This window comes from bacterium (assembly GCA_024226335.1).
Taxonomy (GTDB): Bacteria; Myxococcota_A; UBA9160; order SZUA-336; family SZUA-336; genus JAAELY01.
This window is the reverse complement of record JAAELY010000192.1, coordinates 1-15,345: the sequence shown is the minus strand read 5'-3', so window position 1 is coordinate 15,345 and position 15,345 is coordinate 1. Positions and strand designations below refer to the sequence as shown.

11 protein-coding genes and 1 pseudogene are annotated in these 15,345 nt (G+C 60.8%); 4 read left to right on the top strand and 8 right to left on the bottom strand.

The window, feature by feature from the left end; all coding sequences use genetic code 11:
• Positions 1-201 precede the first annotated feature (201 nt).
• The 3 genes from GY725_09775 to GY725_09765 form a co-directional block, all read right to left on the bottom strand.
• A complete protein-coding gene (locus GY725_09775; GenBank protein ID MCP4004470.1) occupies positions 202-504 on the bottom strand; it encodes a hypothetical protein in 303 nt (100 codons plus the stop codon).
• A gap of 26 nt (positions 505-530) precedes the next feature.
• Positions 531-4,103, bottom strand: a complete 3,573-nt coding sequence (locus GY725_09770) for a hypothetical protein (protein MCP4004469.1) — start codon at positions 4,101-4,103, stop codon at positions 531-533.
• A gap of 252 nt (positions 4,104-4,355) precedes the next feature.
• Positions 4,356-6,272, bottom strand: a complete 1,917-nt coding sequence (locus GY725_09765) for a hypothetical protein (protein MCP4004468.1) — start codon at positions 6,270-6,272, stop codon at positions 4,356-4,358.
• 308 nt (positions 6,273-6,580) lie between these two features.
• Between GY725_09765 and GY725_09760 the strand changes: the two genes are divergently transcribed.
• The 3 genes from GY725_09760 to GY725_09750 all read left to right on the top strand — a co-directional run bounded on the left by GY725_09760 (position 6,581) and on the right by GY725_09750 (position 9,498).
• Positions 6,581-7,294: a sulfatase-like hydrolase/transferase gene (locus GY725_09760; protein ID MCP4004467.1), complete on the top strand. Its 714-nt coding sequence runs from the start codon at positions 6,581-6,583 to the stop codon at positions 7,292-7,294.
• Positions 7,291-7,515, top strand: coding sequence for a hypothetical protein (locus GY725_09755; protein ID MCP4004466.1), 225 nt, complete (start codon positions 7,291-7,293; stop codon positions 7,513-7,515). Before GY725_09760 ends, GY725_09755 begins: the two co-directional genes overlap by 4 nt.
• An 84-nt stretch (positions 7,516-7,599) precedes the next feature.
• The gene (locus tag GY725_09750; GenBank protein MCP4004465.1) at positions 7,600-9,498 is read left to right on the top strand and encodes a phosphotransferase; all 1,899 of its coding nucleotides are present in this window, start codon (positions 7,600-7,602) and stop codon (positions 9,496-9,498) included.
• A 91-nt stretch (positions 9,499-9,589) separates the two neighbouring features.
• Here the strand turns inward: GY725_09750 and tnpA are convergent.
• Positions 9,590-9,829: pseudogene (gene tnpA, locus GY725_09745) on the bottom strand (IS200/IS605 family transposase).
• A 168-nt stretch (positions 9,830-9,997) separates the two neighbouring features.
• Here tnpA and GY725_09740 point away from each other — a divergent pair.
• Positions 9,998-10,156: a hypothetical protein gene (locus tag GY725_09740; protein MCP4004464.1), complete on the top strand. Its 159-nt coding sequence runs from the start codon at positions 9,998-10,000 to the stop codon at positions 10,154-10,156.
• On the opposite strand, the gene GY725_09735 is transcribed toward GY725_09740, so the two are convergent.
• From GY725_09735 to GY725_09720, 4 genes are all read right to left on the bottom strand, one after another.
• Entirely contained in the window at positions 10,144-11,760 is a 1,617-nt protein-coding gene (locus tag GY725_09735; protein ID MCP4004463.1) for an acyl-CoA synthetase, read from the bottom strand. The two genes, GY725_09740 and GY725_09735, sit on opposite strands and share 13 nt — an antisense overlap.
• A gap of 447 nt (positions 11,761-12,207) precedes the next feature.
• A complete protein-coding gene (locus tag GY725_09730; GenBank protein MCP4004462.1) occupies positions 12,208-13,428 on the bottom strand; it encodes a beta-lactamase family protein in 1,221 nt (406 codons plus the stop codon).
• 192 nt (positions 13,429-13,620) lie between these two features.
• Complete coding sequence (locus tag GY725_09725; protein MCP4004461.1) at positions 13,621-14,604, bottom strand: PA2778 family cysteine peptidase; 984 nt, start codon at positions 14,602-14,604, stop codon at positions 13,621-13,623.
• Entirely contained in the window at positions 14,601-15,044 is a 444-nt protein-coding gene (locus GY725_09720) for a PA2779 family protein (GenBank protein ID MCP4004460.1), read from the bottom strand. The genes GY725_09725 and GY725_09720 overlap by 4 nt, the downstream gene beginning before the upstream one ends.
• Positions 15,045-15,345 lie beyond the last annotated feature (301 nt).

Below are 15,345 nucleotides of genomic sequence, written 5' to 3'. Positions count from 1 at the left end.
AGATTGCGATGGACTGAAGTCGACGGCTCTACACATCCGGGAAACTTTTGTTCCCCAGTTGCGCGCGAGTGGAAAGGTTCTGCTGGCCAGGATGGGTAGTCTTCTTCCGTTCAGGTCGGGCAACCCGGCCCTTAACGCAGAACGACCCCTCGAGATCAAAGGATCTCGAGGGGTCGTTCCCCGACTCTGAGTGTGGAACCCCTAGCCGACTTCTCCCAGGACCAGATACAGAGCCCTGCGAACCCCGGTATCGGTTTCGACGTAGGAGAGCAGCACATCGTCACCTGCACTGAACGCCGAAAGATCGGCGACCGCGGACGGCACATCGTAGGTAACACCGCCCAGCATCACCGTACCCGAAGCCGCGTTCACGACTTCGAGAAGCCCCGTGACCAATCCGTCCTCGACCTCGACCGAATCGACTATGGCCGCTGTCGCAAGCGTTGCGGGCACCGACAGCACCCCCATCGTCAAGACGAGCAGCAGAATATTGATTGTCTTCATATTCATTTCCTCTCTCGTTCCATCCCCTAGAAGCGCTGCCGCCAGTAAACATTGCTGAAAGGCGGTGGTGGATCGGCGGGGACCGGCAGCTTCAAGACCTCTCCGAGCGAGGTCTGCCCAACCAGTTCCACGATCATGTTGCCATTGGAGTCTCGTGACACCGAGACTCGCGGGTCGGTCGGGGCCCCGTTGCCCAGCTTGACCGAACGTGCGGTTCCGCTGCTCAACGCTCCCGTACCATCGCTGATGCCGAAGATGTAGACGTTGGACTCGCCGACTGCGTTGCAGATATCGGTTCCAGAGTTGTCCGGAACATAACTCAGTGCCAACGTCAGACCCGAGAACACGATGTGGTTGACGATGAACTTCTCACCATCAGGCACCTTGATATAGTAACCGTCATCATCGGGAGCATTATCCGATGTCAGGGTCGTGATATCGTTTATACCGCGGATAGTTCCGCCAATCGTCTGGTAGCCCTCGCTGATTTCCACATCGAACGCCCCGCTGCCGATCGGAACGCGATCCCATATCACCCAGAAACGGTTGTTGTCGTCATAGAGGCCCTCGAGCGTCGCCGGCGAGGAAGCCGCCCCTTCGTACTTGAGATCCGTGCGTTCTCCGCTCGCGAAAGCGAGAAGCAACTTACTGTCGACGTAGGTGGCAATCGGCGGGAAAAAGATGCTGTGGTAGTGGTAGTCGTCGTTGCCATCGCCGTCGATATCACCCACGTTGGCCGCGGGAGAGGAGAAGTAGATACCGGCGGGCCAGACGGTCGAGTCCACGAGGCCGTCCAGATCCGCATCCTCACCTTTCTCGCTGATATCCCACTTCCAGAGCTGACCTCCCAGGTCACCGATGTAGACGACATCCGCCAGGCCATCCTGGTCCAGATCCAGCACTCCCGGAGTGCTGGCCAGCGAGTACTTCATCTTGCTGAGGGTCGAGTCATTCGGGTCGTAGGCAACCTTTGCCAGCACGTCCCCCGTATCTGCCGCGAGCATGAAGATCGCCTTGCTCGATGTGGTCCAGTTCGCATCGTTCGGATCGGATCCGAACGTGCTCAAGTTGGGATCTGCCTTCGAATCGTAGCCTCCGCCGACAATCACGACCCACTGCTCGCGACAGTCACCGTCATCGCTACTATCCCGACCGCAGTAGTCACCAACACCTGTACTGGCCTTCATCCTCACGCGCGTGATGATCGGCTCGGACCAGGTCTCACCCAGCGGTTCACTCGTGTCATCGAATTCCCACATCAGTTTGGGATACGGGCCGTGGGGCCCGACCACGGTCGCACCTGGATCCGTCACGTCCAGGGCGAGATACCCGGCCCCGCCCTGGCGCATTCCGGTCACCAGGAGAGTCGTCCATTCACTGCCTTCTTTCGTCACGTCGACGCTGCTACTGGGCACCCAGATGTCCGCTGCCGCCGGGCTGCCGTCTACGTAGTAGTTGGCGCGCGGCGAGTTGCGGGGGATCATCTTTACCGAGTCGAGCATGAAGCCCGGAACGTAGCCAAAGACCTCCTGGCCATTGCCCAGGTCGTAGTAGCCCGACTCCGTCTCGGGCGTCGAGGGGTTGTCGCCCAGGTTGAACGAACCCCCATTAAAGGCGTGCAGGAAACCATCGTTGGCCCCGGCGAAGATACGACGATCCCTGGCCTTTTGCGCGTAGAGGAAGGTACCCGAGAGATCTTCCGGACCAAATCCGTCCTCGTCGTGCAATGCGCTTGGAGGGGGACCCACGCTGATCGGATTGGAGTGGAAGATGTCACCCAGAACGAAGGAACGCTTTTCTGCCGTATCGGTGTCTCGGTCGTCATCGAAGGCATCCGTCCCTATCATGTAATCGACGATTCCGTCCGTCAGCGTTTCGGTCGTGGCAAAAGGCACGGCCGGATCGTTCGGGTAGGAGGTGAGCTCTCCATTCGTCACTCCAAGATCGGCCGCGGCGATGTTCGCGGTACTGAAGGCCGTCCGCGCAGAAGACTTCGTCGTGTACAGACTGCGCGTCGGATGCGAGACGCTTGCTAGTTCGTCTCCGGCATCCCAGAAGGGGAAGCGCGGCTCCAGAAATAGATTCGTGCTGATATCCAGAGCCGCATTGCCGTTCTTGTCCACGACCAGGAGGTCTGGCGTCAGACGGTAGGTCTGCAGGTGACCCTTCCAGGAAGGTTTGTTACTGGGGATGAAAAACGCCGTATAGAACCCGTCACCGAATGCGGAGCGACTTGCAGGTACCGTAGCGGAGGTCAGCGATGACGATTTCTCGATAATCGAAAGCAGGGCCGCCTCGAGATCCGCCTGCAACTGATCGGCATTCGCAGTCGTGAAGTAGTCCCCCTGCCCGTTCATTCCGGTCTCGTCGAGCAGCGGATGGTCGATCGTGAAACCCACCGAGTAGGTATAGATGCTCTGATCGTCTTCCATGACGGAATCGTCGATCAGATCGTTATGAGACAGGTAGTAGGCCACGTCGTCCAACCAGTCGCTACCCGAGTTGCTCGAATACGGGAGCACGTAGTTGGTCGGCGTACGACCGCTCCAGGCATCAGGAGACTCATTGGTATCACCATCCGCATTTCCGATCGTGGAGGTGAAGTCTCCGCCATGATGGATGTTCAGGTCGTTTGTCGGCGCCCCGTCCGTCATGACCACCACATAGGCCGATCGACAGGTCGAGTCGAGCGGGCTGTCAGGCACTGAACCAGTGGCATCGTTGCGATTGTAGGCGGAGTAGTCACCGAGCTCGTTCGAGCCCACGTAATAGCGGCCGATATCTACAAGTGATTCACTGAGCGGTGTTCCACCATTGGGATAGGTCGAGGTATAGCCCGTAGTCGTCGTATCATCGAGACGCGCGAAGATGTCGTTACGACTACCGTCTTCGGCGGGAACCAGCACATAACCACCGTTGCTGTTCAGCTCAAACCGGGCCAGCCCAAAGTGGACACGATCTGCAAGTCCAGGTGTGTTGATTCCGTCGATCAGCCCCTTGATGGCGTCTTTCGCGGCTCCGATGCGGTCCTGAGCCGGGAGTGTCAACTGGTTCCCCGCATGCATCTGCTGAGCGATCCAGTGCAGGTAGTTGCGCTGCCAGTCCGTGCTGTGGCGCGGACCATAGTCAGGCAATTCCAGATAGGTTCGCGAACCCGCGACCCAACAGGTCCAACCCGTCGGGGCATTCGTGCAGCCACTCGGCATGTTTTCGCAGTAATACGATTTGTTGCCGTACCTTCTGGATCCGAAATCGTCCGTATCCGGGCAGCGGTCATCGGCAGATGCGTGCTGGCTGCCGGGGCAGAGGCCTGTGGTACCGGCTTCCTCGGGAACCGTTCCGAAATTGCAGTACGTGCCGTCCGTGTTGTCGTGCAGGCGGAGAGGATGCCGATCGTTGAACTTCCAGCGGGTGGTGTTCACATTGAAATCATCGTGATTGATCGCGAACTGCATGGAACCCGAGGTATCGAGTAGCAGCACGACCTTCGGAGGCACGCTCTGCGAGAGGATCGAAAGATCGTCGGTGGCGCTGGCCAAAGCGATCGAGGGTAGAAGCACGAGCAGTGCGGCCTGAAATGCGATGAATCGAGCGGTCATATGCGGCTCCGTTTCCAGGACGCCCCCAGGATCAGGGACGTCGCGTCGGAGGCTCATTGAGCAAGCGGCGTGCCTGCGCCAATACGCTCGCTGCGCTGCTTAGAGCGCCGAGTTGCACACGCATGAAGTGCAATCTTTGCGGACCGGGAAAACTCTGCAGAGTGGAATCACGCGTCGGGAGAACTCCAGAAGGCGATCGTGACCCGCCCAGGGCGGCCAGGCCGCCCCTCGACAGGCAATCCCCTCCACTCCCTAGAAAAGGCTCGCCAGCTTCGAGGGCTTCCTGTATCTGCCCGTCTTGCAGACGGGCGGCTTCTTGTGTCGCGGCGCCTTCTTGTACTTCGACACCTTCTTGTGCTTAGGCGGCTTCCTGTGCTTCGGCGGCTTCTTGTGCTTAGGGGGCTTCTTGTGCTTCGGCGGCTTCCTGTGCTTCGGCGGCTTCTTGTGCTTAGGCGGCTTCTTGTGCTTCGGCGGCTTCTTGCCCTTAGGGGGATCTTCCGACTCGCCACAGTCCTGGTGACAACGGTCGTCATTGTGCCGCTGAATGGCACTAATTCCCGCGAGGTCGAGGACGGTCACCGCGCGATCGATGTTGAGTTCGGTGTCCGTACGGGTGTAACGAGAAGTCGCGAAACCGCGATTGTGATTCCAGTAGGCCTCAGGATCTATGGTCGTTGCCGACCGCTCTCCGCCCGGCAGGTTCTTCACGACCGCCTGGGTCGTCGCCCCGAACCAGTGACCGGCCTGGTCGGCTGATTCGGTACCGGCGACCGCGCCGACCGTGACCTGGAGAGCGGGGTTGACCACACCGTTGTCCAGTGCGCTGACCGCATCGGCCCCAACCTGGATGCCACTCGCAACACCCTCGAAGAGCTGGCTCAGCGCGTCAAAAGGCTCCAGAGTCGCTAGCGAGAGCACGGCCAGCGGGATTGCTGTAACCGGTGAAGGACGGTAGGAGACCTGGCCAGTGTGGACGTCGCGTTCCTGGGAGCCGACGATTCCGTGACCGAGAATGCTGCCGAGATCGCGCCCGGCATCCTTGAAGCTCGCAACCACATTGCCAGCGATCGTTCCGGTGGAACGGTTCAACGGAGAGCGAGGGTAGATCTCCTTTGCGTACAGGCGAATATTGTCGGCGATGGAGGTTCCGATATCGGTGCGTTCGTAGACATCGTCTCCACGTAGAGCGGCAACTTCGATCTCGTAACCATCCGGGGCGTCGAACAGTGCGACGGAAGCCTCGGGACAATACAGGTAGCGATAGGGAACGACCGTGTGGCTCTCGTCCGAGTTCCTGAGTTGCGTATCGAGCGAGCTGTAGCAGGCATCGCGATTCGGAGCTACCGACAGGTAGTCCGTCATGAAGTGCAAGAGCGGAACATCACCCCACTTCACCGCGAGTTCGTAGTCGCCCTCGGTTCGAACGAGATAGAGATCCTCGTCCCCGAAGTGGGAGACAAGCTTCCCTTCCCGATCCTCCAGCGTCCAGTCATCCTCGTCGGGGGCGCGCGTCAATCGATCAAAATCCTCGACGTACTTCTCGGGATGCTCGATGAAATCGGCCAGGTCAAAAGGGATTCCAGCGCGGTGTTTGAAGATTGCCAGGCCGGGAGCGAAGCGCGGCCCGGCGCCCACCGCGGGTAGATTTCGGATCTTTGCTTCATCCGAAGCCACAGAAGCCAGATAGCGCCCATTCAGGCTCAGGTCCCCATCCGCACCTGCGGAATAGCGAATACCGAATTGCCAGAGCGAACTCGGGAATCCGCCTTCGCGCAGAGGCGCCAGGTCGAATACGGCCTGATTGCCTTCGATGCGCCCTCGGAACGTCTTGTCGGGATGCCCGTGGTTGCTCGTGTCCAACAAGATGACAGGGATCAGAGAACCTTTCGAACGCTCGACGACGGCGAACAGATCTGGACCCAGATCGACCGCCAACTGCGTCTCTGCGCTGATGGCCATTTCACCGATGGAGACCTGAACGTCATTCTCGGCGAAATAGTAGTTCTCTGCAGACAGGTCAGCATAGTGCTGCTTTGGGTCGTATAGCTCGCCTCGTGGATGAACCCATAGATCACGGTAGATCGAATGAGCCCAAGCCAGACCCGCAATCGGCAACAACCCGAAAAGCACAGCGATCAACAGGAAGCGTTTCCTGGTCGTCGATCTCATGATGAATCCCCCCTCCCCGGAGCAAAACCCGAGGGGTTGAAATGACCTCTCCACAAGAGTTCGTGGCGATCGGATGCCATCGGTGTCGTAAACGAGTGTCGATTCCGATGAGCGTTTTCCGCATCGGATCGGGCAACCCATCAAACCTCTCGGGGGGTTTTCCAGAAAGCTGCTTCGCACTTGCGCGCTATTTCGTACGGGGATCCCTCGCCGAGCGTCGACTCTAGCTCGTTACCCAGGAACGCGCGACCTCGAGCGGACGGCGTCCCATGGAAGACCCACTGAGATTGTGCTGAAATGCGCAGCGGATGCGTCTACTCCACATCGATATCGATACACTGCGTGCAGACCACCTGGGCTGCTACGGCTACCCGCGAGACACCAGCCCGAATATCGATGCACTGGCTGCACGCGGTATCCGATTCGAAAGCTGTTACACCTCGGACACGCCCTGCGTGCCGAGCCGGAAAGCTCTTCTGACGGGCCGCTTCGGGATACGCAATGGTGTGATCTCGCGGGACTCGATGGATGCAGTCCGGCGAATGTACGACGGCTACGACACCGGCATCCGCTACGCGGACGAGCACGTCGGTCGCCTGATCAACAAGCTCTCCGACCTCGAAATCCTCGATGACACCGCCATCCTGTTCTCTTCAGACCGCGGCGAGACGCTCGGCGAGCTGAACGTGTACTGCGATCACCATCTTGCCGACGAGCACACCTCGCGCGTACCCACCTTGCTCGTCTGGCCCGATTCCGTCGCAACCAATCGGGGTCGAACTGATCGCGGCCTGCACTACCAGATCGATCTGTCGGCATCGATCCTGGAACTGCTCGGTAGGCGGCCAAACCGCAACGTCCTTGCGCTGGCGATCAGTCTGCGCCGGGGCGGTCCAAGATCGGGCGCATCGGATCATCACCGAAGTGCTGTTTCCATCGCACGCGCCGCGGTCCACTGCTCCTCGACAGCCGGCACCGGTAGAATGTGGGCGGATGGAAGCGATAAGAGGATCGAGGCATGAAGAAAGTGATAACGCCGCGTCACCTCGCAGACCGGATCCTGCAATCGAAGTCCACGCTGGAGGGCGAGTGCAAGCAGGTGACCATCCTGCTTGCCGACGTAAAGAGCTCGATGGAGCTGGCCGAGCAGCTCGGCGCCGAGCAGTGGCACGCGATCCTCGAGCGCTTCTTTTCCGAGGGGCCATCTACGAGAAGGCGGAGCCGGCCAACCGCCGGCCGGTGACCCATGGTTGCATCGAAGGATCCGGAACGCCCTAACTCACGCTCGAGGCCTTGGCGCGAAGATCCGGATGCGATCGCCGCGACCATGGCGGACGCACTGCGCGGCCGGCTCGCAGGGTGGGAGTCTGTTCGCGCCGCGGACGTCTGCGTCGAGGACTTCAGCGGGCGTGCGGGAGGAAAGGTACACCGGCTGACGAACCAGGCGGAGCCGCTCGCCCGTCCGGTGGCACTGCATGTCGTGCACGAGTTCTTCTGCCCCGCGGCCGCGGAACCGATCTTCTTCGATCGGATGCGATTGGCCCAGGAACGCTTCGCCGATGCCGGGCTGGGTCCTTGCCGGATCGCCGAGGATCCCCAGCGCGAGTGGTTCGTCGAGGAGTGGGCCGGTTGCAACCCTTCGATCGCGCCCGACCTCGACCTCTGCGAGGAGGTCGGGCGGCTGATTGCGCGCGTGCATGCCATCGAGCCGACCTGGTACGACGAGATCCGCAGCCGAAAGTGCGAGCGCTATCCGGCTCTGCGCGAGGCGTCGCGTACCTCGTACATCTGGAGATTCGCCTCGATGCCGCAGCATTTCTTCGAGTCGATCCCACCCGAGTGGCAACGCCGCTGGATTGAGGCCGGTCCGTCGCCCATCACCGAGGCCGGATCCAGTCTCGTCACGATCCATGGGGACGTCCATCACGGCAATCTCGTCCGGGATGGAGACGGCCTCAAGCTTGTGGACTTGGAGAGTGCGTGCGTGAGTTCCGCGATCCAGGACATCGCCTTCTCGATGGACCGCTTCTGCAGGACGAACGAGCAGAGGGACGTGTTCGTCCGGGCGTATCTGGTCGAGTGCGGGTTGCCCGCATCGGGGCGTGACGTCTTCGCTCTGCGGCTGGATGCCGAGCGCTGCAGGATGTCGGCGGATTTCGAGGGCGACCTCCGGGCGACGCTGCGCGAGCGGATGGTGGACGCCGAGGATCTGGGTCCGACGTACCGGACGCTCGTGCAGATCGCGGCTCGAGCGTTCAAGAGCGCGCCTCTTGCGGAGGAGATCGTGCGAGACGGTTTCGAGGGGTGCGCCCCGGTCCGCGAAGTGCGCCGTGTAGAAGGACGGCCCGGGTTGGGCATGCTCGTCGCCGTGCATCGCAACCTCCCGGCCCGGGTGGAGCGCACACACTTCGTGGTCAACTGGGATGGCACGATCCAGCCGTCCTGGGAGTCCTGGCGAGGCTTCGTCCTCGGCGCTTCCAAGAGCGGCGAAGTCGTGCTGGCCAACTATCTGAACGACCGGGAACGACTGCGCCTTCGCATGGACGTTTCGGCCACGCCTGTCACGGGCCAACGCGCTCCTTCCGCTCTGCCCGTGCCCCTCTCCCTGGGCGGTGTGCATGCAGGGAAGGCGATCGTTCGCTCGCCCCATGAGAAGGGCGTTTTCCGGGGAAGGGATTGGCAGCACCTGAGCGTCGGAACGGTCGGCCATGCGATCGTGGTGCACTTCGAGCCGGACGGAGTTCTCCGGCTCGCCGACCAGCCGCGCCAGGCGGTCCAGTGCGAGCCCTTCGCCAGCCGCGACGTGGACCTCTGGCCCCACAGCGGCGAGGCGGAACAGCGGTTCGTCCTCAACGACGACAGGACCCTCTCACCGATCCTTGACCGCGATCTCGTCTGGGGCGTGCGCGACAGCACTCTGATCCTGGTTGCGCGGAATCACGATGCAGCGCTCGTCTTCGGCGACGAGTTCGTTGCGGCCGCTCGTGCCGTGGGAGCTGGCGCAGTGGCGGAGGATGCAACGCCGGACTGCGACGGCGAAGGGCGCGTGCTGGAGCTCGCATCGCACCCTGGATATGTGCTTTCCACTGTGCCGTGGGAAGATCGCGAGGACGTGAGGCGATTGGTGCTTGTCCCCGTCGCCCACGCGGAGCGCTTCATCGTCGCCGCGGATCAACTACGCCGGGCCCAGGGCGGGGGCCTGCTCGCCCTCGGCGTGCCCACATGAGCGGCACGAGACGCCCGCGCCGAAGCGTGTCTCTGTGCAAACAAGACCCTTATCAGAACCCCGAAGCCCCCATTATGCTCCCTATCCGTTAGTAACCGGTCACTTGGGACACCGAATACTTTGGTGAAATCGAGATCATCATGTGCACATGGTCAGCCTGAAGATGGCCTTCCTCGATCCAGCTTTCGCGTTGCTCGGCCAAACGGCGAAACACCGTTCCCAGTTCCACACGTACCGTCCCGTAGATCGTCTTCTTCCGGTACTTCGGAATGAACACGACGTGACACTTACACTCCCACGCCGTGTGGTTTAGACTTCCTCTTCTCGTCAATGGAGTCTCCCTTGCGTGATGCTTTGCACGGTCCACGCTCGGGAGTTCTCCCGACGAATCCCGGAACTGTCAAACTCTGAATGCCTCCCCGGCAAAGCCGGGGTGTCTCCCTTCTTGGTCTAGGCCGGCCGGGCACTCGGGGAACTCGACCGCTGGCATGGTGATGCAATGCGCGACCATCCCACCGGAGTGGATCCGATGCACACCGTGCTGACCGAGGGAGGTCCATGGCACGTCCGGGGTCATCTGCCCGCTTACCTGGAGCGCCTGGAGAGAACGGACAGGGCCGAGCACGCGGCCAGGCTGAAAGAACGCTACGGCGAGTAGCTCGCCTCGCCCGTTGCGATGGCCTTTGCCCAGCGATAATCGGGCTTGCCGCTGGGTGAACGGCAGATTTCTGCCACGATATGCAGTTCGCGGGGCACCTTGTAACCCGCTATGTGCTTGCGACAGTGCTCCTGGATCGAATCGAGGCTCAGAGTCGAACCCTCTCGGGGCTGTACGACCGCTGCCACACGACTTCCCCATCGATCGTCGGGCACGCCCACCACGACAGCGTCATATGCATCGGAGTGCGATTTGATCGCAGCCTCGACTTCTTCTGGGTAGATCTTCTCTCCGCCAGAGTTGATCGAAACCGAACCCCGGCCGAGCAGCGTGATTGTGCCATCTGCCTCCATTCGGGCAAAATCACCGGGGATGGAATAGCGTTGGCTTCCCTTGGTCACGAACGTCTGCGCAGATTTCTCCGGATCCTTGTAATACTCGATCGGGATATCACCGGAGCGCGCAAGCTTGCCGACTACGCCGTCCCCTGGGATAACGGGTTCCAGGTCGTCGTTCAGCACCGTCGTACCGGGACCCGCCTTGACTGTCGGCCCCCCGCCCAACATCGCCGAGTTGCCTTTTGTCACGATCACCATGCCATTGTTTCCGCTCTCTGAGGCTCCAATGCTATCGGTGATGATCAGGTTCGGGAAGTAGCGGAAGAAGTCATCCTTCACCGTCGGAGAGAAGATCGCAGCGCTGCTCACCAGCACCGAAAAGGAACTCAGGTCTCGTGTCGGTCCGCCCTCGTGAAGCGCTTCGATCATCGGACGGCCCATCGCGTCGCCGGTGATCATGATGCCATTGACCTTCTCGGCCTCTACCAGACGCCAGATTTCGGGCGGATCGAATTTCGCGACCAGGACGTTCTTGCGACCGACCAGAGCCCCTCCCATGACCGACCACTGAGTGGCTCCGTGCATCAGCGGGGCGATCGGCAAAAACGTCGCAGGGCCGGCATCTCGCTCGACCATGATTCCCGGATGCGCGGCGCGCACACCCGTCGCCGGATCATTCCCTCCTCCCAGAGCGAAGAACACATCTTCGTGTCTCCAGACCACACCCTTGGGCAAGCCGGTCGTGCCACCGGTGTAGATGATGTACCGATCATCAGCGGAACGCGGGGCAAAGTCCCGCTCGGGTGAACCCTCAGCCACGGCCGCTTCGAAATCGATCGAATCCAGGGCCGGTGCTTCGGCGCCGCTGCCATCCTCGAGCACGATCGCATGCTGAAGAAACGGCAGGGAGTCGCGCACGGCCGCGATGCGCGGTCCAAACTCGCGTGCGTAGATCAGCGCCTTGAGATCAGCATTGTCGAACAGATACCGCAATTCGTCTTCGACGTAGCGATAGTTGATGTTGATCCAGACCGCGCGGATCTTGAAGACGGCCCAGAGCGTCTCGACCCACTCCACGGAGTTGTAGGCGTAGATACCGACGTGGTCGCCGGGCTCGATCCCATGAGAGGCGAGATGATGCGCGAGACGATTCGCCCGCGCTTCCATCTGTGCGTAGGTCGACCGTTTGCCTTCCGCCACCACGCAATCGCGGTCGCCAAAGGCGTCGACCGCATTCTCGAACATATCCGCGAGATTGAACTCCATGCGACATCGCCCCCCGCGACGAACATGAATTCGCCGCACTGGAACTCCATGCCTCGTTCGATACCCGACCCGGGAGTGAACTCACGAGAAGAAAGCGGGATCTGAGGTTCGTGGAGTACTTTCTGGAGCGGCCGAGTCGACTCGACCCGCCGTGCGCGCATTATAGACGGTCGACGAGATCTCGTCCGGCTCGAGTCAGGCGCGACCCCAGAGGCCGATCGCCAACACTGTGACCCAGATTGCGATCAGTAGAATGCGCATGTCTTCAGCCCTCGAAGACAATGGATCGCACTCGCGCGAAACGCTTTCAACTCGGTGATTTCCACCCAGCCAGACGAATGTTTCGCAGGGGGGGACACCTGGGTCAGGAGGCGACAGTTCGCGCCCCTGATGCGGGTGCGAGGTTCTCATCGCGGATTCGGGAAATTCGGGCGCGCCCGATTCCCGCTAGTCGATGATTGCCGGATAGATCAACTGCTTGAGTTGCCCGCGAAAGTTGAATGTTCCCGAGGGCATGAACTGGGTCAAGAAAATCACGATCAGTTCCTCGGCGGGATCGATCCAGAATGCAGTGCTGGCCGCGCCACCCCAGGCGTACTCACCCGCGGAGCCAACTGTATGCGCACTCACGGGGTCGAGCGTCACCGAAAACCCGAGACCGAAACCCACACCGTCATAGGTAGTTTCACTGAAGCTGCCGGTCGCAACCCGGGTCAGATCCACGCCACCCGGCAGGTGGTTCTGGGTCATGAGTTCGATCGTTTTGCGACCCAGCAGACGTTCGCCATCGAGTTCACCGCCCCGGATCAGCATGCGGCAGAATCGCAGATAGTCCGCTGCGGTCGAAACGAGCCCGCCGCCGCCCGAGAAGAACGTCTTCTCGCCCGAATATGGACTCGTCGCGGGATCGTCTTCGAGTTTGAGCGATTTGTCGCGACGACGTGCGTAATTTGCCGCGAAGCGGTCCCGTTTGTCTTCGGGAACAGTAAACCCGGTATCGACCATGCCGAGTGGTTCAAAGATCTTCTCGGCGAGATAGCGATCGAAGCGCTGCCCGGAAATCACTTCCACGAGGTATCCGCACACATCGGTCGCCACTGAGTAGTTCCAGGCCGACCCCGGGGGAAATTCCAGCGGTAGTTCGGCCAGCCGATCGATCATGTCTTGCAAAGTCGCAACTTCGTCGGGATCTCCAATGCCGAGCTTGCGATAGGCCGCATCCACATTGGTGCGCTCCATGAATCCGTACGTGAGTCCCGACATATGCGAGAGCAGATCGCGGATCGACATGGGGCGTTCAACGGGCTGGCTCAGGAAATTCGGATGGTTTCCGGCCTGGTAGACGCGCAGGTTCTTCCAGGAAGGGATGAATCTGTGTACAGGATCCTCGAGCGAGAACTGCCCGTGTTCGTAGAGCATCATCAAAGCCACCGAAGTGATCGGCTTGCTCATCGAGTAGATGCGGAAGATCGTGTCGTCAGCCATCGGCTTGGCGCGCTCGATATCCATCATGCCCACCGAAGAGAGGTAGGCCACCTGCTCCCTGCGGGCCACGAGGGTCAGAGCACCGGCGATCTTGTGTGAATCGAGATATCGCCGTTTTAGATGCTCATCGATCCTGGCCAGTCGTTCACTCGATAGTCCGACGTCTTCCGGACGAATGCGCATTCTCGAACCTCCTGATCCGCCACCGCGGCTACCGGAAAAGAATCCGGCTGCAATCGAATTCCAGAAGAAATGTCGAGAGCGGGAAGCGGGTCAAACGATAGGTGTTTCCAAGGTACGAATCGCATTATACGGGACGAAACCGGCTCTTGCGCCGCATCGACAGAACCGCACGGGGTCCATTCGTCACGACTTTCAGGGCAGCGTTGCCCCGACATGAGGCCGGACCGCGGGTGCGGCGGACTTTTCGATTTCCCTCAGCGTCTTCTTCAGGGTCATGTGTCGAGGTCCGTTGAGCAAGAGCCCGCGCCGCACAGCGGCGAGCGCTTCTCCGCGTCGCCCCATCTCGGCCAGTACTTGCGCGAAATTGTTCCAGGCCGCTTCAAGATCGGGCTCGACCCCAACCGCAGCGCGAAACGCCTGCTCTGCACCAATAAGATCCGTTTTCGCGTAGCGGGCATTCCCGAGACCGAACCAGGCCACACCGCTTTGCGGCCAGTACGTCAACACCGCCTCATAGGCACGTTCCGCCTCTGCGAAGTGTTGGGCGCGTTCGAGCCCGAGCACCGCATCGAGCAAACGATCAAGATGTGCGGTAACCGGCAGGAGATCTGGCGGAAGCACGAGCAGACCCCAGCTATCCGAACGTCTCCAGGTACGTTCGAAGGTTCGCAGCGGAATCCTTCGCGATTCATTTCTTCCGCTGTGCAGGATGAGCTTGGCTTCCGTCAGGTCGTAACCGATCACGACCGCGTAGTGCCAGACCTGAAACCAGGAGAGTCCGTTGTTCTGCAACACCAGCACCGGGTGCCCGGCCACCAGCTCGCGCAGGAGTTCGTCCATGCCCCTGACCGTGTAGGCCAGGCGTGCGCGGCGACGCGCCCCCGCGATCAACCCCGAACGCAAGCTACCTGAACGCGCCGGAACCATGACTTCGGCGACCAAGGCGTCGAGGTCCACGGGTGTACCGCTCCATGCAAGCAGCATCGCGAGGGCCGCGGGACCACACTCATCGGTGCGCTGGGCGACGAAGGGTACCTTCAGTTCGAGTTGCTCGGGAAACCCACCCGGTTCCTGAAGCAGACGATCCGTTCCGGGTGTTGCGCAGGCCAGTACCGAACAACAGACGAGCCATCCGAGGATCGCCCATCTGCAGAGCTCGGCCCTGTTTCGCGTCACTGCAACTCGTATTTGTGCACCCACGGGAACAGATCGGTCACGCCGAACGAGTCGGTTACGATCAAAACGATGAAGATGACGACCCCGGCCAGGAGCACACTGCCGAGCCCTCCCCCACCCGCGGGCAATCTGTCGAGCTGCCCAGCGACCGCGGCGAGTTCCAGATCGGACAGAGCATCGATGCGCGCGTGCGCTTCGGCGTGTTCGACGCCCAACGCCTCGAGTTCACTTCTAACTCTCTCGCGATCGACGAGTTCGTGAATCCGCGCGCGCGCATCGAGCGATTCGGCCTCGAGAACCGACTCAGTCGATACCATCCCCGCTCGCGCGCTCATCGTCACCGGTCCCAGGACGATCATCGAGAGTGCCAGAAGCGAGATCGTTCCAGAGCGCAAGAAGCGCCCTACAAGACCCCGATGCAAATACCAGAAAAGACTCATCGTTCCCCCCATCTGCGCCCACATGCAAGGTTGACTCTTCGAGCCACATCGTTTCTCAGGGCAGAGAGTAGTGAGAACGCTGCGCTTCGCCAACGGAAACGCAGTCCGGGATTTCATTTGTGAGCCAGCTCACATCGACCGCAGAGGCCCGATGGTTTGGGTTGTGGTCCGAAGAATGTGCCTTTCGAGTCCCCGGGTCTTCCTCGACAGGGCCATCTGACCCGTTCACAGGACTCAGTACGCGTAAGAGAGTTCGTGACTCCGCCCACCCGGCAGTCTGCGGGTTGGAATGCGCCGTTCG